Origin of the sequence: Streptomyces noursei, assembly GCF_016917755.1 — a bacterium.
Lineage (GTDB): Bacteria > Actinomycetota > Actinomycetes > Streptomycetales > Streptomycetaceae > Streptomyces > Streptomyces yunnanensis.
The window spans coordinates 9,714,757-9,736,337 of sequence record NZ_CP070326.1 but is presented as its reverse complement, the minus strand read 5'-3'; the positions used below and the strand labels follow the sequence as shown (position 1 = coordinate 9,736,337).

The following is a 21,581-nucleotide window of genomic DNA, read 5'->3' as shown; positions in this document are numbered from 1 at the left end:
TGTCTGCGGGCCACGGGCGGGTGCGGCCGACCGGCGCTCCTCGCGGCGGCCGGCCGCACCCGCCCGTGGCCCGCACGGCACCCGGATTTCACCTGGAGTCCGGCTGCCGTGTCAGTGGCTCGTGGTTCGATGGACGCATGATCGAAGCACTGGACATGCGCAACCCGGGAGACACCACGGAGCTCACCGACGCCGTCACCCTCACCCCGCCCACCGTCGCGGCCGCCGCCCCGGACCTCTCCGGGCTGGACCTCGCCGCCGTCGAGGCCGCCGTCCGGCAGGCCGCGGCCGACGAGATCATGCCCCGCTTCCGGCAGCTCGCCGCCGAGGACGTCGTCCAGAAGAACGGCCCGCACGACCTCGTCACCATCGCCGACCGCAGCGCCGAGGAACACCTCACCGCGGCCCTCACCGCGCTGCTCCCCGGCTCCCGTGTGGTCGGCGAGGAAGCCGTTCACGCCGACCCCACCGTCCTCGACGCCCTCCACGGCGACAGCCTCGTCTGGATCGTCGACCCGGTCGACGGCACCCGCCAGTTCGTCCACGGCGACCCCGGCTTCGCGACCCTGGTCGCCCTCGCCCACCGCGGCGAGGTGCTCGCCTCCTGGACGTACGCCCCCGCCCTCGACCAGATGGCCGTCGCCCGCCGCGGCGCCGGCGCCCGGCTCAACGGCCAGCGGCTCACCGCCGGCCACCCCGCCCCCGGCGCCGACCTCGAAGTCGCCACCTCGCACCCCGACTTCACCACCGACGACCAAAAGCGCGTGCTGGCCGCCCTGCAGACCCCCGGCATCGCCCCCCGCCCCTGCGGTTCCGCGGGCCTGGAATACCTCCACATAGCCCTCGGCCGGCTCGACGCCACCGCCTTCAGCTGGGAAAACTCCTGGGACCACGCCGCCGGACTCCTCCTCGTCCACGAAGCGGGCGGCGCCAGCGGCACGGTCGCCGGAGCACCCTTCCGCATCCAGGGCGGCAACGCGCTCCCCTTCACCGCGGCCCGGGACGCCGAAACGGCGCGGCGTATCCTCGGATTGCTGGCTGACGCCAACTGACCCTCATCGACGAGGGTCGGACACGAGGGGAGTGGCGCAGGTGCCGACGATGCTCGATGCCGTCGTGATCGGATCCGGACCCAACGGCCTGACGGCGGCGGTCGAACTCGCCCGCCGCGGCATGTCCGTGGAGGTCTTCGAAGCCCGCGACACCATCGGCGGCGGAGCCCGCACCGAGGAACTCACCCTCCCCGGTTTCCGCCACGACCCCTGCTCCGCGGTGCACCCGCTCGCGATCGGCTCGCCCGCCTTCCGCGCCATGCCCCTCGAACGGCACGGCCTGGAATGGCTCCACCCCGACCTCCCCATGGCGCACCCCTTCCCCGACGGCACCGCCGCCGTCCTGGCGCACTCCGTCGGCGAGACCGCCATGTCGTTCGGACCGCGCGACGCCGGCACCTACCGCCGGCTCATCGCCCCGTTCACCGGCAAGTGGGACACCATGGCCCACGACTTCCTGCGCACGCAGTGGCTCGGCCTGCCGCAGGACCCGCTCACCTACGCGCGGTTCGGCCTGGTCGCCATGCAGCCGGTCACCCTGCTGAACCGCCGCTTCCAGGACGAGAAGGCCCGCGGCCTGCTGGCCGGCCTCGCCGCCCACGCCATCGCCCCGCTCCGCGGCCTCGGCACCAGTGGCCTGGCCCTGATGTTCGCGCTCGCCGCGCACGCCAACGGCTGGCCGGTGCCCCGCGGCGGCTCCCAGGCGATCTCCGACGCCCTCGCCGGACTGCTCCGTGCCCACGGCGGCACGGTGCACACCGACTTCGAGGTCAAGCGCCTGGACGACCTCCCGCCCGCCCGCGCCTACGTCTTCGACACCTCCCCGACCGCCCTCGCCCGCATCGCCGGCCTCGGCAACGCCTACCGGGACGTCGTCTACGGCCCCAGCGTCTTCAAGGTCGACTACGCGCTCTCCGGCCCCGTCCCCTGGACCGCCAAGGAAGCCCACCACGCCGGCACCGTCCACATCGGACCCACCCACGGCGAGATCTCCGCCGCCCTGGACGCCGCCGTCGACGGCCGCGACCCTTCCGTCCCCTTCCTCATCACCGCCCAGCCCAGCCTCATCGACCCCACCCGCGCCCCCGAGGGCAAACACACCTTCTGGGCCTACGGCCACGTCCCCAACGGCTGGGAGGGCGACGCCACCGACGTCATCGAGCGCCAGATCGAGCGCTTCGCCCCCGGCTTCCGGGACCTGGTCCTCGCCCGCGCCGTCGCCGGCCCCCCACAGCTCGCCGCCCGCAACGCCAACTACGTCGGCGGCGACACCGCCACCGGCTCCGCCGCCGGCCTCCGCCTCCTCATCCGCCCCAAGCTCACCCGCGTCCCCTACGAGACCGCCCACCCCGCCGTCTTCCTCTGCTCCCAGGCCACCCCGCCCGGCCCCGGCGTCCACGGCATGTCCGGCCACCACGCCGCCCGAGCCGTCTGGCGCCGCCTCCGCGCCGGCGGACGCTGAGCGCCCTCCCCAGCGCGTACCGGACACCGAACGGCAGACGGGACTCTGCGGCCGTGCCCTAGAACTAGGGACTGTCCGATGGGCCAGGCGCGGCCCCGGCCATGACCCGTCGGTCAGACCCTAGGCTCATCCCCATGAGCACCATCCTCACCCTCGCCCGGGGCGACATCACCGAACAGGCCGTCGACGCCGTGGTCAACGCCGCCAACTCCTCGCTCCTGGGCGGCGGGGGAGTGGACGGCGCGATCCACCGCCGCGGCGGCCCCGACATCCTCGCCGAGTGCCGCGCCCTCCGCGCCGGCCACTACGGCCGCGGCCTGCCCACCGGCCAGGCCGTCGCCACCAGCGCCGGCCGCCTCCCCGCCCGCTGGGTGATCCACACCGTGGGCCCCCGTTTCTCCCGTGAGGAGGACCGGTCGGAGCTGCTGGCCTCCTGCTATCGGGAGGCGTTGCGGGTTGCTGACGAACTGGGCGCCCGCACGGTGGCGTTTCCGGCCGTCTCCGCCGGGATCTATGGGTGGCCGATGGAAGACGCCGCCCGGATCGCGGTGGAGACTGTGCGGGGCACGCAGACCGCGGTCGAGGAGGTCAGATTCGTCCTCTTCGACGGGCGGGCGTACGAGGCGTTCGCCGCGCAGTTCCGATGACGTGGCCACGGTTTCGGTTTGCCTGTGGTGCCTGAGTCCTCAACCTTGCAGCGCCCGGTGTACAGCTGTCTTTACTGAGGCGCCCGTACACCTGGCGTGGGCGTCCGGCTTCATGGACGTGCTTCCGATGACGCATCATGTGGAGTGCGTTGTCATTCTGGAGCGGGCTGCGAAGCGACCCTGACTTGCTGTTGTGCGCCTGAACGTCATGTGCGGTGTGGGCGTTACGGGCGGCATCTTGACGCTCGCAACGCTCTTTTTGATGGTGAGTCAGGTGTGTTTTTTTGCGCTGCTCAGCAGTACGCCATGACCATTCCCGTGTCGCTTCCCATGCCGACGGCGGCGCTGATGACGCCGGCCCCGGTGGATAACTGATGCCCGACAGAAATCCGCAAACGATGTCGGCGGCAAGTGAGAGCAGAGCCGAACCTGTGCCTTGCAGGTCCCGGCCGACCACCCTCCAGGCCGCACTGTCCGCCGTGGCGCTGACCATGGCCCACACGGCCAGCAGGCCGAGCGTGGTGAAGGACAGGTCGCCGATGCTCGCCGGCAGCGGCACGTGCCTGCGGTCCTGGCGGCCGGGGTACTGGACTGGCAGGACGCCTGACTGGCGGCGCAGCGCCGCGCAGAGCGGGTGCCAGTAGGCGGCTGCCCCGCCAGCATCGCGATCGCGAAGCCCTCATACTCGATAGGGCTGTTGCCGTCGCGTCCGTCAGCAGGCTGGTGTCGCAGACCCGGTCAGTCGGTTCCGCCGCCTCCCCTTGGCCGGCGGAAAAGGGGAAACGGGGGCGACAGGCGACACCCGCGTGAGCCTATGCTGGTGCCACGTGGGCTGCGAGTCGTGGTTGGAGTAGGACCGGAGAACGGTTCCGGTCCTACGTGGCGCCTGGCGGCCGCTCCTCACATCTGCTCGGTGCCCCGCAGCTGCTCGAAGAGCTGGGGCAGCCGGCCGAGGCCCGCCGAGAGCCGTAGCACGTCGGCGTAGTCCCGCACGTCGACGATCTGTCCTCCGCGGGCCCGCAGGATGAGGACGAACCCGGAGGTGAAGGACTCGCCTGTCGCATGGTTGACAGCGTCGAACTCGTGCTCGGCGATGATCAGCTCTGGGTCCGCCGTCTCGTGCACCCGCACGTCGCGCAACCCAACTACCGGCGACGGGTGCGGCGAACTCCAGGCACGGGTGAAACCTGCACGGATCTGTTCGCGTCCCTCGTAACGTCCTGCCTCCCGCTGTGGGGCAAGGAAGGGGAACTCATAGACGGCGTCCTCAGCGAACAGGTCCGCCAGCGCATCCGGTGAGAAATCCAGCATCGCCTGCTGGAAGCACTCAAGTAATTGCCTCGGTGTCCGCGGCACGAATCCTCCATCATGGGTACTGCTGGGCGAGGTGGATGGTATGGCACAAGTTCTTCCCCTCCCAACGGCATCAGCACCCCGGTAGAGAGGCCAGGGCCCGATCCCGCAGTGCTGGCCTGCCGAGACGATGGGCGAAACGGGCGTGGAACCCCGGCCACACACGATGTGCTTCGACCGGCAGCGCTTCTCGCACAGCCGTATCAACGAGACCCGGCACGCACCGTCACCCTAAGACGCGGTTGCGCTATTAGCCCGGCTTAGTTCCTCCTTTAGCGCCCGCGTCGAGCATGATCCGGCAGTCCTGGACCGCGTGGTTCGAGGAACGGACGGCACGGTTGGAGGTGCGGAAACCACATGCGGATCGAAGCCGCGATACTGCGGAACCCCGGGCAACCGTTCGACGTGGGGCAAGTCGACCTGGACGAACCGGGCTTCGGCGAGGTGCTTGTGCGCACCGTGGGGGCCGGTATGTGCCATACCGACTTTCTGCCTCGCCTCGGCGTGGCCGCGCGGCTTCCACTCGTGCCCGGGCACGAAGGGGCCGGTGTGGTCGAGGCGGTCGGGCCGGGGGTGACCCGTCTGTCGGTCGGCGATCATGTAATCGCGAGCTTTGACTCGTGCGGGTGGTGCACCGGTTGCCTTTCCGGTCGGCCCACGGCGTGTACCGAGTTCATGGTGCGCAACCTGTCCGGGCGCCGGGTGGACGGCACGGCGGGAGCGCGTGACGCCGAGGAAGAGGTGTCTGCGCGGTGGTTCGGGCAGTCCAGCTTCGCAACCCACTGGCTCGCCACCGAACGTAACCTGGTCGTGGTCGACAAGGCACTGCCACTGGAAGTGATGGGTCCGCTGGGCTGCGGACTGCAGACCGGAGCGGGAGCGGTGTTGCTCGCTGCGCCCATCGGGCCGGGAGCCGGCCTCGCCGTGTTCGGGGCCGGAGCGGTGGGCATGGCGGCGGTGATGGCCGCGCGTGCCGCCGGCGTCGACCGCATCGCCGTGGTTGACCTCCATGAGCGTCGTCGGAAGCTGGCCCTGGAACTGGGCGCGACGCACGCGGTGGACGGCGCTGCCCCCGACATCGCAGACCAGCTCCGGGGCGGGGCCGGCGATGGTTTCGACCTCGCACTGGACACCACCGGGAAGGCCCACGTCGTACTGACCGCACTGTCCGTGCTGAGCCCTCGCGGAACATGTGCGCTGGTGGCCACAGGAGGGGACGACCTGATCGTGCCCCCCAGGGCCCTCGCCGCGGGCAAGACCCTCACCTATCTGTTGGAGGGTGACGCGGTACCGCAGCACTTCATCCCTCGGCTCATCCGGCTGTGGCAGTCGGGACGTTTCCCGTTCGAGCGCCTGCTGAAGACCTATCCGCTGGAGCGGATCAACGATGCCGAGCGGGACACCGCCAGCGGAGCGGTGATCAAACCAGTACTGGTGCCGTCCCGCGTTCACCACGAGATCGGAGGCACACCGTGAAAGATCCGGCACCGGCTCAGCTGGCCGAGCCGTTCCCCTGGCCCAGGTACCCCTTCGATCCGCCGGAACTCTACGCCTGGCTCCGTAGGGAGCGCCCGGTGACGCGGGTGCACCTGCGCAACGGGCAGCCGGTGTGGCTGGTGACCCGCTACGACGACGTCCGCGCGATCCTCGCGGACCCGCGGGCGAGCGCGGATCTGTCCAAGGAGGGATTTCCGCAGTTCGGGTTCCGCCCGGCGGGGGCACACGAACGCCCCTTCCTGCGCATGGATCCCCCGGAGCACACGGTCTTCCGGCGGCTGCTTGCGAAGAGTTTCCTGGCTAAGCGCATGCAGGCGATGCGGCCGCGCATCCAGCAGCTGGCCGACGACACCATCGATGCCATGCTGGCGGCCCCGGACCGCACCGCGGATCTGGTCACCTCGCTTGCCCTTCCGGTGCCCTCGACGGTCCTGAGCTGGATTCTGGGCGTGCCCGCCGAGGACCGGGACTTCTTCAACGAGGAAACCCAGCACTTGCTCAACCGGGAGAACACCGGTGACCCGGGCGCTCAGGAGCGAGCCCTGCGGGCCGGCAAGTCGCTGCGCGTATATCTCACCGGCTTGCTGGAGGCGCGGGAGTCGCGGGCCGAAGCGGGTGAGGACATCCTCGGAATGCTCGTCACCGCGAGCCGGGACGGGTCCATCACCCGCCAGGACGCGGTCAACACGGCGATGGTGCTGATCGTCGCCGGGCACGACACCACGGCGAACATGGTGGCCGTCGGTACCCTGTTGCTGCTGCATCATCCCGACCAGATGGCCGTGCTGCGGGCCGAGCCGGAACTGATGCCGCAGGCTGTCGAGGAGATGCTCCGCTTCCTGACCGTGGTCCACCTGGTGGTCCTGCGAGTCGCCACCGAGGACATCGAGATCGGCTCGATGGTGATCCCCGCGGGCGAGGGCATCGTGCCGCTGAACTTCTCCGCCAACCGCGACGACGCGCACTACCCGGACGCCGACTGCTTCGACGTCCGGCGCTCTTGCCGCGATCACGTGGCCTTCGGCTACGGCGTCCACCAGTGCCTCGGACAACCCCTTGCGCGTGTGGAGTTGGAGGTGGTCTTCGGGACGTTGCTGCGGCGCCTCCCGGAACTCCGCCTGGCGGTGCCCTTCGAAGACATCCCCTTCAAGTTGTTCTCCCAGATCAATGGGGTCTCTGCCCTGCCGGTCACCTGGTGACCCCGACCCGGACAGGAGTCGAACCGTGCGAGTGACAGTCGATCGAGACCGCTGTGTGGCCTCCGGCCAGTGTGCCGTGATCGCCCCGGCCGTCTTCGACCAGGGCGAAGAGGACGGACTGGTGGTGGTGCTCGACCATGCTCCCTCGCCGGAACAGAAACCGGAGCTGGAGGAGGCGGCGTTCGTCTGCCCGGCCCGAGCGATCGCCTTGGAGTAGTCCAGCGGCAGCCATCCGGCCCGTCAGGTCCACAACGCCGCCGGCGGAGTCGGCAACCCCGGAGAAGTCGCGACGGTTCCGCGTCGCCCCATGGTGAAGAAAGGTCACAGCGACGATGGCAGACCAGTCCGAATCCGAGGTCCTGCAAGAGCGAGTGCTCGCCAGCGACGAGGTGGCGGTGGTGGGCATGTCCTGCCGACTGCCGCAAGCCTCCGATCCGCACGCCTTCTGGACGCTGTTGCGGGACGGCGTGGACGCCGTCACCGACGTTCCGGCGGACCGCTGGGATGCCGACGCCCTGTACGACCCTTCGGTGGGGACTCCGGGCAAGGCCATCACCCGGCGCGGCGGGTTCCTCGACCAGGTCGACGGCTTCGACAATGGCTTCTTCGGCATCTCACCCCGGGAAGCGGCTGCAATGGACCCGCAGCAGCGGTTGACGCTGGAACTGGGCTGGGAGGCACTGGAGGACGCCGGCTGCCCGCCCGCGGCACTGCGGGACAGCCGTACGGGCGTCTTCATCGGGTCCATCAGCGACGACTACGCGATCCTCCAACACCGCCGCGGGGCAGACCGGATTGGCCGGCACACCGCGACCGGCCTGTACCGCGGTTTCATCGCCAACCGCGTCTCGTACACCCTGGGCCTCAAGGGGCCCAGCCTGACCGTGGACACTGCGCAATCCTCTTCACTGGTCGCTGTGCACCTGGCGTGCACGAGTCTGCTCAACGGCGAGTGTGACACCGCTATCGCGGGAGGGGTGCACCTCAACCTGCTGCCGGAGGGCACGGTAGTGGCGACCAAGTCAGGGGCGCTCTCCCCGGACGGCCGCTGCCACACCTTTGACGCACGGGCCAATGGCTATGTGCGGGGCGAGGGGGGCGCGCTGGTGGTACTGAAACCACTTCGCCGCGCCGTGGCCGATGGAGATCGCATTTATTGCGTCATCCGTGCGAGCGCGGTCAACAACGACGGCGACACCTCCGCCCTCACCGTCCCCAACGGCGCAGCCCAGCAGGACGTGATCCGGCAGGCATTGCGCCGGGCACGCATCGCGGCGAGGGAGGTGCAGTACACCGAACTGCACGGGACAGGAACCCGGGTGGGAGACCCGATCGAGGCCGCTGCGCTCGGTGCCGTCTTCGGCGGCGCACGGGACGCGGACGCACCGCTGCTGGTCGGCTCGGCCAAGACCAACGTGGGGCATCTGGAAGGCGCCGCCGGCATCGTGGGCCTGCTGAAGGCGGCGCTGAGCGTCTGGTACCGCGAACTGCCGCCCAGCCTGAACTTCGAGACCCCTCACCCGGACATCCCGATGGAGCGGATGAACCTGCGCGTCCAGCGCGCACTCGGGCCGTGGCCGAGGCCGGAGCGCCCCCTGGTCGCCGGCGTCAGTTCCTTCGGCATGGGAGGCACCAACGCCCACGTGGTGCTCGCCGAGGGGCCGGCACCCGCCGCCGCCCCGACCGAGCGGTGCGACGAGGCACCGTTGGCGTGGTTGGTATCGGGGCGTGGCGAGGAGGCCCTGCGAGCGCAGGCCGAGCGGCTTCGTCGGTACGTCGAGGAACGCCCCGGGACGCACCCGGACGACCTCGGTCGTTCGTTGGCGCTCGACAGGACACTGCACGTGAATGGCGCCGCCATCACCGGCCGCACTCGCGCCGATCTTCTGGACGGCCTGGCCGCCCTGGCATCGGGCACTTCGTCGCCCGCGGTGCTGCGGGGCACACCGGCCGAAGGCGGCTTCACCAGTGCCTTCCTGATGTCCGGCCAGGGCAGCCAGTACCCGGGCATGGGCCGTGAGTTGCACCGCCGATTCCCGGTGTACGCGGAGGCGTTCGACGATATCTGCGACCGCTTCGACGCTCATCTCGACCGGCCGCTGCGGGACGTGGTGTTCGCGCAGCCCGACAGCGCCGACGCCGCCCTTCTGGAGCGGACCCGTTACCAACAGCCGGCGCTGTTCGCCATCGAGGTCGCGCTGTTCCGGGTATTGGAGCGCTGGGGTGTGCATCCCGACTACCTCGCCGGGCACTCGATCGGCGAGCTGAGCGCGGCTCACGTCGCGGGAGTGCTGGACCTGGACGACGCGGTGTCCCTGGTCGCTGCCAGGGGCCGACTCATGGACGAGCTGCCCGAGGGCGGCGCCATGGTCGCCGTGGAGGCCGACGAGCAGGAGGTCCGGGACCGGATCGGCGCGGACCTGCGGCTGGGCGTCGCTGCCGTCAACGGGCCCCGGGCGGTGGTGGTTTCCGGTGCACGGGAAGCAGTGGAACCGGTCGCCGCGTTCTTCCGCCAACAGGGGCGGCGCACCAAGTCGCTGACGGTGAGCCATGCCTTCCACTCGCCCCTCATGGAGCCCATGCTGGCCGCCTTCCGCGAGGTGGTGTCGCAGCTTTCCTTCCGCGCTCCGCGCATCCCGATCGTCTCCGACGTAACTGGCAAGATCCTGACCCCGGAGGAGGCGTGCAGCCCCGACTACTGGGTGGGGCATGTGCGGGAGGCGGTGCGCTTCGGCGACATGGTGAACACGCTGTATGCGCTCGGGGTGCGGGACTTCCTCGAACTCGGCCCCACCGCTGTGCTCACGGCCGCGGTCCGGCAGAACCTGGCGGATCGCCACGACGACCAGGGTGCGAATGTCGTCCCGGCTCTGCGGCACGGCCGGCCGGAGGCGGAGACACTGACCCGCGCACTGGCGGAACTGACTCTGCGCGGAGCGGCCGTCGACTGGTGCGCGTTCTACGACGCGCGTGGTGCCGGTCGCGCGCCGCTCCCCACCTATGCCTTCCGGCGCCGCAGGCACTGGCTGGACACCGGTCCCGCGCCGGCCGGGCACCCGGCTGTGGCCGAGCCCGGCGCGGCGGACACCGCCGGTGACGAGTCGGTGCCGTTGCAGGAGACCGGGGGTGGCGCGGCCCTGCGCGCCGCGCTCGCCGGAAGCTCGCCGTCAGAATGTGAACGCTTGCTGGCCGACCTGGTACGCACCGAGAGCGCACTGGTACTCGGACACGCGACGCCTGCCACGCTCGACGCGGAACGGACCTTCAGAGAGCTGGGATTCGACTCGCTCGGCGGCGTGGAGCTCCGTGACCGTCTGGCGACGGCTACTGGGCTGTCCCTGCCGTCGGCTCTGATCTACAACTATCCGACGCCACGGTCGTTGGCCCGCTGGCTCGGCTCCGCGCTCCAGGACGCCGTGCCGGAGGACGGGCCGTGGGGACAGCCGCAGCCAGGCACCCCGGCGGCGTTCGACGACCCAGTGGTGATCGTGGGCATGGGATGCCGCTTTCCCGGCGGCGTGACCGACCCCGACGGACTGTGGCGGCTCGTCGTCGGCGAGCAGGACGCAATATCGGACTTCCCCACCAACCGCGGCTGGGACCTCGACGCGTTGCATGATCCCGAGCCAGGACGGCCCGGTAAGTCGTACGTCAGGAGTGGTGGGTTCGTCCACGACGCGGACGCCTTCGATCCGCAGTTCTTCGGGATCAGCCCTCGTGAGGCCGCGGCCATGGACCCCCAGCAGCGGCTTCTGCTGGAGGTCTCCTGGGAGGCGCTGGAACGGGCCGGGGTGAATCCGCTGTCTCTGCGCGAGCAGCCGGTCGGCGTGTTCGTCGGGGCGATGGCGCAGGACTACGGGCCCCGGATGCACGAACCTGCCGGTGGCCACGAGGGATATCTGCTGACCGGCAGCACGGTCAGTGTGGCGTCGGGACGCGTGGCGTACACGCTTGGCCTGGAGGGGCCGGCGGTGACGGTCGACACCGCCTGCTCGTCGTCCTTGGTCGCTCTCCATCTGGCGGGGCAGGCGCTGCTCCGCGGCGAGTGCTCGCTCGCCCTGGCCGGAGGTGCTGCGGTGCTGGCGACGCCCGGTATGTTCGTGGAGTTCAGCCGCCAGCGTGGGCTGGCCCCGGACGGCAGGTGCAAGCCCTTTGCCGCCTCTGCGGACGGCACCGCCTGGGGTGAGGGCGCCGGCATTCTGGTGCTGGAGCGGCTCTCGGACGCCCGGCGTCGCGGACACCGGGTCCTCGCCGTGCTCCGCGGTTCGGCGATCAACCAGGACGGTGCGAGCAACGGCCTTACCGCTCCCAACGGGCCGTCCCAGGAGCGTGTGATCCGGCAGGCGCTGGCCGCCGCCGGGCTCGGCCCGAACGAGGTCGACGTGGTCGAGGCCCATGGCACCGGCACCACACTCGGCGACCCCATAGAGGCCGGCGCGTTGCAGGCCACCTATGGGACGGGGCGGACGAAGGACCGGCCGCTGTGGCTGGGGTCGCTGAAGTCCAACATCGGCCACACCCAGGCCGCCGCTGGAATCGGCGGCGTGATCAAGATGGTCATGGCCATGGGCGAGGCTACGCTGCCGCGGACCCTTCACGTGGACGCGCCCTCACCCCACGTCGACTGGTCGGACGGGACGGTGGCGCTCCTTACCGAGGCTCGGCCATGGGAAGGCGAGGGACGCCCGAGGCGGGCCGGGGTCTCGTCCTTCGGTATCAGCGGAACCAACGCCCATGTCATCCTGGAAGAGGCTCCGCCTGCAGACGCTTCGCAGGCTCCGCCGGTCCGCCCCGACGGTGCCACGACGACCTGGCTGCTGTCCGGCCACAGCGACGAGGCCCTGCGAGCCCAGGCCAGCAGCCTCGGAGAGTTCCTCGCCGACCGTGGGGCCGGTGTCGACGTGGATGGGGTGGCGGCCGCCCTGGCGACCACCCGCGCCGCCCTGCCGCAGCGCGCCGCCGTGACCGGCCCTGATCTCGACGGTCTGCTGGCCGGGCTGCGAGCGCTGGCAGACGGCGAACCCGCAGCCGACGTGGTGCTTGGGACCGGCGAGTCCGGAGGCGGCACCGTCTTTGTGTTCCCTGGCCAGGGCTCGCAGTGGGTCGGTATGGCGGCCGGCCTGATGGACTCCTCGGAGGTCTTTCGGCAGCGGATGGAGCAGTGCGCGGATGCACTGGCACCGTTCGTGGACTGGTCGCTGCTCGACGTGGTGCGCGGGGACCCGGATGCCCCCGGGCTCGACCGCGTCGACATAGTCCAACCGGCCTTGTTCGCGGTGATGGTTTCCCTCGCCGCGCTCTGGCAGTCCTGTGGAGTCGCGCCGGACGCGGTGACTGGGCACTCCCAAGGCGAGATCGCGGCGGCCTGCGTGGCAGGCGCCCTCTCACTCGAGGACGCGGCCAAGGTCGTCGCGCTGCGCAGCCAGGTGCTCAAGTCACTGGCTGGCCGCGGAGGCATGGTCTCCGTGGCGGCCGGCGAGCAGCGGGTCCGCCGCCTGCTCGTCCCCTGGGAAGGCCGGGTGGACGTCGCGGTCGTCAACGGACCGGCCGCGACCGTGGTCTCCGGCGACTCCGAGGCGCTGGATGAGCTGATGGCCCGCTGCGAGGACGAGGGCGTCCGGTCCCGCCGGATTCCGGTCGACTACGCCTCCCACTCGCCCCACGTCGAGGCGATCAGGGAACAGTTGCTGGAGGTGCTTGCCGACGTCACCCCGCGCCGTTCGCAGGTCGCGTTCTACTCCGCCGTGACCGGGGAGCGCCTGGAGACCGACGCGCTCGGCGCTGAATACTGGTACCGGAACCTCCGGGAGACCGTGCAATTCGCCTCTGTCGTACGGGTGTTGCTGGCCGGTGGTCACCGGATTTTCATCGAGTGCAGCCCGCACCCCGTGCTCACCACCGCTGTCCAGGACAGCGCGGATCACGCGGACGACGCGCCGGAGGGCACGACGGTGGTGCCGTCGCTGCGGCGTGACGAGGGCGGCTGGGACCGCTTCCTGGCCTCGCTCTCCCATGCGCACGTCCACGGCGCCGAGGTGGACTGGCCAGCGGTGTACGCCAACAACGCGGAGCCCGCGATAGAGCTGCCCACCTCCCGCTTCCAGCGCCGCAGCTTCTGGCTCTCCGGTCCCACGGCCGGCCGGCCCGCCGCGGGACCGGGCAGCATGGACCACCCCCTGTTGGCTGCCGGAATGGAACTGGCGGTGGATGGCGGGACCGTGTTCAGCGGCCGACTGTCCGCCACCACCCATCCGTGGCTGCTGGACCACGCCGTCTCCGGGACCGTACTGCTGCCGGGCACAGCCTTCGTCGAGCTCGCACTCCGCGCCGGCGCGTCTGTCGGCTGCCACCGGCTGGGCGAACTGACCCTGCAGGCACCGCTGGTCCTCCCCTCACAGGGTGTCATGGAGTTCCAGGTGGCGCTCGCCGCGCCGGACGACTCCGGGCAGCGGGCAGTCCGCATCCACTCCAGGCCGGCCGGCCCGCAGGACGCGGAACGCCCGTGGGTCGAACACGCCGTCGGAGCGCTGGCACCCGAGGTGATGGAGTCTGCCACCACCGAGCAACTGGCTTGGCCACCAGCTGCCGCAGTCCCCATCGATCTCACGAACCGCTACGACGAACTGGCCGCCGCAGGCTACGAATACGGTCCGGCGTTCCAGGGTCTGCAGGCGGCCTGGACGCACGACGGGGAAATCTACGCCGAGGTCCGACTGCCCGTGGCCGACGGACAAGAGGAGGCTGGTGCCTTCGCGCTGCACCCTGCCCTGCTCGACTCCGTCCTCCACACGGTCGTGCTCGGCGACGGCACACGCACCGATGGGGCGGATATGACCCGTCCGCTCCTCCCCTTCGGCTGGTCGGGGGTCGCCCTCCGGCGGACCGGCGCGGCTGAGCTACGGGTACGGATCGTCCCCGCCGACAACGGCAGCGTGGCGATCTTCGCGAGGGATGCCGACGGCGCGGGCGTGATCTCGGTCGACTCCATCGTGCTGCGTCCGGTCTCAGCGGAGCAGCTCGTTGCGGCGGACCCCGACAGGGCGACTTCCTTCTACCGCACCGCATGGGTGCGGAAGCCGGTCCCCTCGGTGGACTCCGGCGCACCGTGGTGCGTGGTGGGCGGCGACTTCCCGCAGCTCGCCGGCGACGCGGTGATGCACTACCCCGAGCTGGCCGACCTGCGGCGTGCAGTGGCCGAGGGCATGCCTGTCCCAGGCATCGTCGCCGTGGCCATGGCGCCTGACCACGACGATGACGACCGCGCCGGCCAGGCACACCGCCTGGCCAACCGAACTCTTGCGCTTGTTCAGGAGTGGTTGGTGGGTGGTGGGTTGGTGGGTTCGCGTTTGGTGGTGGTGACGTCGGGTGCGGTGGTTGTGGGTGGTGGTGAGGTGCCGGATCCGGTGTTGGGTGTGGTGTGGGGTTTGGTGCGTTCGGCGGTGTCGGAGCATCCGGGGCGGTTTGGGTTGGCGGATGTGGTGGGGCCGGTGGATGTGGGTGGTTTTGCGGGGTTGTTGGGGTGTGGTGAGGCTGAGGTGGCGTGGCGTGGGGGTGCGGTGTGGGTGCCGCGTCTGGAGCGTGCTGCGGTGTCTGCTGCTTCCGTGTCTGCTGCTTCCGTGTCTGCTGCTTCCGTGTCTGGTGTTTCCGGTGCCTGTGGTGGGGGTTTGTCGGGGACGGTGTTGGTGACGGGTGCGGGGGGTGTGTTGGGTGGTTTGGTGGCTCGGCGGTTGGTGGAGCGGCATGGGGTGCGGCGTTTGTTGTTGGTGAGTCGGCGTGGTGTGGGGGCGCCGGGTGTGGGTGCGTTGGTGGAGGGGTTGTACGCGGCTGGGGCTGTGGATGTGCGTGTGGTGGCGTGTGATGTGGGTGATCGTTCGGCGGTGGAGGAGTTGTTGGCGGGGGTTCCGGTGGAGTTTCCGTTGGGGGCGGTGGTGCATGCGGCGGGGGTTCTTGATGATGCGACGGTGGAGTCGTTGTCGGGGGAGCGGCTTGCTGGGGTGTTGCGGCCGAAGGTGGATGGTGCGTGGTGGTTGCATTGTTTGACGCGTGAGTTGGGGTTGTCGGCGTTTGTGATGTTCTCGTCGGTTGCTGGTGTGTTGGGGACTGCGGGGCAGGGGAATTATGCGGCGGCGAATGCGTTTTTGGATGGTTTGGCGGGGGTGCGGCGGAGTGAGGGGTTGGCGGGTACGTCGTTGGCGTGGGGGTTGTGGGCTGAGTCGTCGGGGATGACGGGGCATTTGGCTGGTGGTGACTTGGCGCGGTTGGCGCGTGCGGGTGTCGCTCCGATGCCTACGGAGGAGGGGCTCGCGCTTTTCGACGCCGCACTCACCACGGAGCAGCCGGTACTGGTCCCGGCTCGTCTCGACCTCGGCGCGCTGCGTCGCCATGCCGCTTCCGGCACCCTGCCCGCGATCTTCCACGACCTGGTCCCGTCGCCGGTCCGCCGAACCGCCGCGGCCACGACCGTGACCGGACGGCAAACGTGGGCCCAGCAGCTGTCCGGCTTGGTCGGAGAGGAGTTCGACCGCGCCCTGCGGGAGATGGTCGACGCCCGCATTGCGGCCGTCCTCAACTTCGATGAGGGCGAGCGTGTATCCGGCGGCCGGCCCTTCAAGGACCTGGGCTTCGACTCGCTGGTCGCCGTCGAGTTCCGCAACCAGCTCAAGGCCGTGACAGGTCTTCAGCTGCCCAGCACGTTGGTGTTCGACCACCCGACGCCCGATGCGCTGGTCGACCACCTTCGCGACCAGATGCGCGGCACGGCACCGCGGAGCGCCTCGGTGACCACGCGGCCCGCGGCGAGTGCGGACGAGCCGATAGCCATCGTCGCGATGGGCTGCCGCTACCCCGGCGACGTCCGTACCCCCGAAGACTTGTGGCGCCTCGTACGGGAGGGCCGCGATGTGATCGGTCCCTTCCCTGCCGACCGCGGCTGGGACATCGAGGAGCTGTACGACCCGGACCCGCAGGCCGCGGGCAAGGTGTACTCCAAGGCCGGCGGCTTCCTGAACGACGCGGGCGACTTCGACGCCCAGTTCTTCGGCATCAGCCCACGCGAGGCGCTGGCGACCGATCCCCAGCAACGCCTGCTGCTGGAAGTGGCGTGGGAGGCGTTCGAACGTGCGGGTATCGATCCCCGCACGATGAACGGCAGCCAGACCGGTGTCTTCGCGGGCGTGATGTACGGCGACTACGGGGCGCGGCTGCAGACCGTCCCGGCAGAACTGGAAGGCTACCTGCGCAACGGAAGCTACGGCAGTGTGGCATCCGGCCGTATCGCCTACACCTTCGGCCTTCAGGGGCCAGCCGTGTCCGTCGACACCGCGTGCTCCTCGTCCCTGGTGGCCCTCCACCTCGCGCGCCGGGCACTGCTCGCCGACGAGTGCACGATGGCCTTGGCCGGCGGAGTGACCGTCATGGCCACCCCCGCCACCTTCATCGAGTTCAGCCGGCAGCGCGGGCTGGCTCCCGATGGCCGGTGCAAGCCCTTCTCCGCCGGGGCGGACGGCACCGGGTTCGCGGAGGGCGCCGGTCTGTTGCTCCTGGAACGTCTCTCCGACGCGCGCCGCAACGGCCACCCGGTGCTGGCGGTCCTGCGCGGCAGCGCCGTCAATCAGGATGGCGCGAGCAACGGGCTGACAGCCCCCAACGGCCCCTCCCAGGTGCGGGTTCTGCAGCAGGCGCTGGCAGCCGCCGGGCTGAGGCCGGACGAGGTGGACGCCGTGGAGGCACACGGCACCGGCACCAGGCTGGGGGACCCCATCGAGGCCCGCGCACTGCAGGCCGTCTATGGCCGTGACCGTGCGGCCGAGGCCCCGCTGTGGCTCGGGTCGGTCAAGTCCAACATCGGCCACACCCAGGCCGCCGCCGGAGTCGCCGGAGTCATCAAGATGGTGATGGCGATGCGCGAGGGCGAACTGCCGACTTCCCTCCATGGGAACGAGCCCACGCCCGAGGTCGACTGGTCGGACGGTGCGGTGCGGCTCCTGGACCGATCGAGGCCCTGGCCCCGTCCGGGGCGGCCACGACGCGCCGGGATCTCGTCCTTCGGCATCAGCGGCACCAACGCCCACGTCATCCTGGAACAGCCGGAGCCGGAGCCGGAGCCGGAGCCGGAGCCGGAGCCGGAGCCGGAGCCGGAGCCAGGTACCGCAGCGCCGGCGGACGGCTCGCAGCAGCCTGAGGTGCTCCGGCATCGGCTTCCCTGGCTCCTCACCGGCCAGGGGAAGCAGGCGCTGCGAGCCCAGGCTGCCAGCCTTCTGGCGCTGCTGCGCGACCGCCCCGACCTGCGTCCGGACGATGTCGGCCGGTCGCTGGCCGTGACCCGCACGGCGTTCGACGACCGCGCTCTTGTGGTCGCGGGGGAGACCAGTGGACTCCTACGTGGGCTCGCCGCCCTGGTGTCCGGACAGGACCACGAAGACGTACTGCTTCACCGGGCCAGGACGCCCGGGAAGGTCGCCTTTCTCTTCAGCGGACAGGGCAGCCAACGCATCGGGGCAGGAGCCGAGTTGGCGATGTCCTTCCCGGCCTATGCGGCGGCTCTGGGAGATGTCTGCGCACACTTCGACGGCCACCTGGACCGCCCGTTGCACGAACTGCTCCGCGGTGACGATCCGGAACTCCTGACGCAGACGCGGTACACGCAGCCCGTGCTGTTTGCCATCGAAGTGGCGCTCTTCCGACTCCTGGAGGAATTCCGTCTGCGGCCGCACTACGTGCTGGGTCACTCGATCGGCGGCCTGGCCGCGGCACACGTGGCCGGAGTGCTCGACCTGTCCGATGCCTGTGCCCTCGTGGCCGCCCGAGGCCGCATCATGCAGGCGGCGCCCACTGGGGGAGCCATGGTGTCTGTCCAGGCGAGCGAGGCAGAGGTCCGCGAATCGCTGGCTGGGCTGGAGGGACGGCTGGCGATCGCGGCGATCAACGGCCCGCGAGCAACCGTGGTGTCGGGCGAGGAGGCGGCAGCCCAGGAACTGGCGGAACGCTGGCGCGCCCGTGGCCGGCGGACGAACCGGCTGCGGACCAGCCATGCCTTCCACTCCCCGCTGATGGAGGAGGCGGCCGAGGAGTTCCGCCGAGTGGCGGCGCAGGTCACGTACACACGGCCACGGATTCCAGTCGTTTCCGACGCCACTGGTGAGCTCGCTACCGACGCGCAACTGTGCTCGGCGGACTACTGGGCGGACCACATCCGGTGTCCCGTACGTTTCTACGACGCCATCCGTACGTTGGAACGCCACGGTACGGATGCCTACCTCGAACTGGGGCCCGACGCGGTCCTCGCGACCATGGCGCGCGAGTGCCTGGGTGATGACGTGGATGAGGAGGCGATTCACCCACTGATGCGGCGCGGCCGATCGGAGACGACGACCCTCTACACCGCCCTCGCCGCGAGCGCGACCACGGACTGGTCCGCGGCCTTCCCCGGTGCGCGCCTTGTCGAACTTCCCACCTACGCCTTCCAGCGGCAGCGCTACTGGCTGGCGCCGCCCCCCGCCCCCTCCGATGCCGCCGGCCTCGGACTGGAGCCGGTATCCCACTCCTTGCTGGGCGCGGCCGTGGAGATGGCGGACGGTACCTCGACGCTGTTCACGGGGCGGGTCAGCACCCGCACCCATTCCTGGCTGGCCGACCACGTCATCGGAGGGACGGTGCTGGTCCCGGGTGCGGCCCTGGTGGAACTGGCCCTGAGAGCCGGCGAGCGGACCGGCTGCGGAATGTTGGCGGACCTGGCCATCCAAGCCCCCCTGGTGCTAGCGGCGGACGGAGACGCCCATCTCCAGGTGCAGGTGGGCGACGCGGATGACTCCGGACGTCGGCCGATCAGCATCCACTCCCGGCCCAACGGCCCGGAGGTGGATCGGAAGTGGACGCTCCACGCCTCCGGAACGCTCGCTGCTGACGACGGAGCGGTCCCCGAGCCCATGACGGTCTGGCCCCCGCAAAGTGCCGAGGCGATCGACATGGATGAGGCGTACGAGCGGCTTGCCGAGCGGGGGTACCAGTACGGGCCCAACTTCCGTGGACTGCGTGCCGCCTGGCGTGTCGGCTCCGATGTCTTCGCCGAGGTCGCACTGGAGGCTCAGCAGCCCTCGTCTGGGCAGTTCGGTATCCATCCGGCCACGCTGGACAGCGCTCTGCACATGCTGGTGCTGGACGCCGACGGGCAGACGCTGCTGCCTTTCGCCTGGGAGGAAGTCCGCACGCACGGTGTCATGGGCAGCACCGCACGGGCTCGGCTGAGCCCCGCCGCCGACGGGTCGGTGCGGGTGCTGGTGACCGACGAGCGGGGCGCACCACTGCTCTCAGTCGGGTCCTTGACGCTGCGACCGGTCGATACCGACCAGCTGGCCGCCGTACGCGGCGAGAGCCTGATGCTTGTACCGTCCTGGTCGCGTCAGCCCGTGGAAGCGGCCCTGCGCATCTTGCCGGATGCCTGTGCCTTCCTGGGGGACCCGCCAGAGGACTTCGCCGACGACATCGCCATTCCCCGCTTCGCGGACCTCGCAGACCTGCGCCGACGCGTCGCCGAGGGGATGGCGGTGCCCGAGCAGGTGATCGTCGCCGTGCGCCCCCCGGCGACTGGACGGGCTGACGCGGCCCAGGCCGCCCATGACTGCGCTCACCACGCACTGACGCTTGTTCAGGAGTGGTTGGTGGGTGGTGGGTTGGTGGGTTCGCGTTTGGTGGTGGTGACGTCGGGTGCGGTGGTTGTGGGTGGTGGTGAGGTGCCGGATCCGGTGTTGGGTGTGGTGTGGGGTTTGGTGCGTTCGGCGGTGTCGGAGCATCCGGGGCGGTTTGGGTTGGCGGATGTGGTGGGGCCGGTGGATGTGGGTGGTTTTGCGGGGTTGTTGGGGTGTGGTGAGGCTGAGGTGGCGTGGCGTGGGGGTGCGGTGTGGGTGCCGCGTCTGGAGCGTGCTGCGGTGTCTGCTGCTTCCGTGTCTGCTGCTTCCGTGTCTGCTGCTTCCGTGTCTGGTGTTTCCGGTGCCTGTGGTGGGGGTTTGTCGGGGACGGTGTTGGTGACGGGTGCGGGGGGTGTGTTGGGTGGTTTGGTGGCTCGGCGGTTGGTGGAGCGGCATGGGGTGCGGCGTTTGTTGTTGGTGAGTCGGCGTGGTGTGGGGGCGCCGGGTGTGGGTGCGTTGGTGGAGGGGTTGTACGCGGCTGGGGCTGTGGATGTGCGTGTGGTGGCGTGTGATGTGGGTGATCGTTCGGCGGTGGAGGAGTTGTTGGCGGGGGTTCCGGTGGAGTTTCCGTTGGGGGCGGTGGTGCATGCGGCGGGGGTTCTTGATGATGCGACGGTGGAGTCGTTGTCGGGGGAGCGGCTTGCTGGGGTGTTGCGGCCGAAGGTGGATGGTGCGTGGTGGTTGCATTGTTTGACGCGTGAGTTGGGGTTGTCGGCGTTTGTGATGTTCTCGTCGGTTGCTGGTGTGTTGGGGACTGCGGGGCAGGGGAATTATGCGGCGGCGAATGCGTTTTTGGATGGTTTGGCGGGGGTGCGGCGGAGTGAGGGGTTGGCGGGTACGTCGTTGGCGTGGGGGTTGTGGGCTGAGTCGTCGGGGATGACGGGGCATTTGGCTGGTGGTGACTTGGCGCGGTTGGCGCGTGCGGGTGTTGCTCCGATGCCTACGGAGGAGGGGCTCGCGCTTTTCGACGCCGCACTCACCACGGAGCAGCCGGTACTGGTCCCGATGAGGCTGGACACGGCCGGCCTGCGTCGTGGAGCGGAGGCTGACATCCCCCCGGTGTTCGCTGATCTCGTGTCGGCGCGACGACCCCACCACGACCAGGGCGCTGTGCCGTCCAGGAGCGGTGAACCCTCCGGCCCTTCCTGGTTGGAGCGGGTGGGCGTGCTTCGTGACGAGGCGCGCCATGAAGCGGTCATGGACTTCGTCAGAGACGCCGTGGCCACGGTACTGGGGCACTCGTCCCCGGTATCCATCGATGCCCAACTCCCCCTGCAAGAAATCGGGTTCGACTCCCTGACCGCGGTGGAACTGCGCAACAGGCTCAACCGCGTCACCGGTTTCCAACTGCCCACCACGCTGGCCTTCGACCACCCGAGCGTCGAGGCGATCGCCAACCACCTGCTGAACCGGCTGGCTCCCAACGACGAAGACCGCCAACTCGCCGCGCTGGACGCCCTTGACCAGCTTGTCCGCTCCATTGCGGACGGCGCAGCAGACAAGGACGGGGCGCGCATGCGCCGGCTCGTCGAACAGCGGCTGCGGGAAGCCACCGCACGGCTGGCGGGGGCGGGTCTGGCCGAAGACACGCCACTCGATGCCGCGGACGGCACCGCTCCGGGGTTGGTACACGCCACGGATGACGAGCTGTTCGAGTTTCTCGACGGCGAAATCGGGAGCTGACCACC

General features: G+C 70.2%; 8 protein-coding genes. 7 read left to right on the top strand and 1 reads right to left on the bottom strand.

The features are described from left to right. Positions 1-137 precede the first annotated feature (137 nt). From JNO44_RS42285 to JNO44_RS42275, 3 genes are all read left to right on the top strand, one after another. Complete coding sequence (locus JNO44_RS42285) at positions 138-1,052, top strand: inositol monophosphatase family protein (protein WP_205369220.1); 915 nt, start codon at positions 138-140, stop codon at positions 1,050-1,052. 40 nt (positions 1,053-1,092) lie between these two features. Further along, on the top strand, positions 1,093-2,514 hold the full coding sequence (locus tag JNO44_RS42280; protein ID WP_205369219.1) for a phytoene desaturase family protein: 1,422 nt from the start codon (positions 1,093-1,095) through the stop codon (positions 2,512-2,514). A 134-nt stretch (positions 2,515-2,648) separates the two neighbouring features. Continuing rightward, entirely contained in the window at positions 2,649-3,161 is a 513-nt protein-coding gene (locus JNO44_RS42275; RefSeq protein ID WP_205369218.1) for an O-acetyl-ADP-ribose deacetylase, read from the top strand. Between the two features lie 900 nt (positions 3,162-4,061). Here JNO44_RS42275 and JNO44_RS42270 read toward each other — a convergent pair. Then, positions 4,062-4,517: a nuclear transport factor 2 family protein gene (locus JNO44_RS42270; protein WP_205369217.1), complete on the bottom strand. Its 456-nt coding sequence runs from the start codon at positions 4,515-4,517 to the stop codon at positions 4,062-4,064. Positions 4,518-4,871: 354 nt separating this feature from the next. Here JNO44_RS42270 and JNO44_RS42265 point away from each other — a divergent pair, with 354 nt between their 5' ends. From JNO44_RS42265 to JNO44_RS42250, 4 genes are all read left to right on the top strand, one after another. Next, positions 4,872-5,990, top strand: coding sequence for an NAD(P)-dependent alcohol dehydrogenase (locus JNO44_RS42265; RefSeq protein WP_205369216.1), 1,119 nt, complete (start codon positions 4,872-4,874; stop codon positions 5,988-5,990). Then, positions 5,987-7,210: a cytochrome P450 gene (locus JNO44_RS42260; RefSeq protein ID WP_205369215.1), complete on the top strand. Its 1,224-nt coding sequence runs from the start codon at positions 5,987-5,989 to the stop codon at positions 7,208-7,210. Before JNO44_RS42265 ends, JNO44_RS42260 begins: the two co-directional genes overlap by 4 nt. Before the next feature lie 25 nt (positions 7,211-7,235). Beyond that, positions 7,236-7,427: a ferredoxin gene (locus JNO44_RS42255; RefSeq protein ID WP_205369214.1), complete on the top strand. Its 192-nt coding sequence runs from the start codon at positions 7,236-7,238 to the stop codon at positions 7,425-7,427. A 115-nt stretch (positions 7,428-7,542) separates the two neighbouring features. After that, the gene (locus tag JNO44_RS42250) at positions 7,543-21,576 is read left to right on the top strand and encodes a type I polyketide synthase (protein ID WP_205369213.1); all 14,034 of its coding nucleotides are present in this window, start codon (positions 7,543-7,545) and stop codon (positions 21,574-21,576) included. The last annotated feature ends 5 nt before the right edge of the window (positions 21,577-21,581 follow it).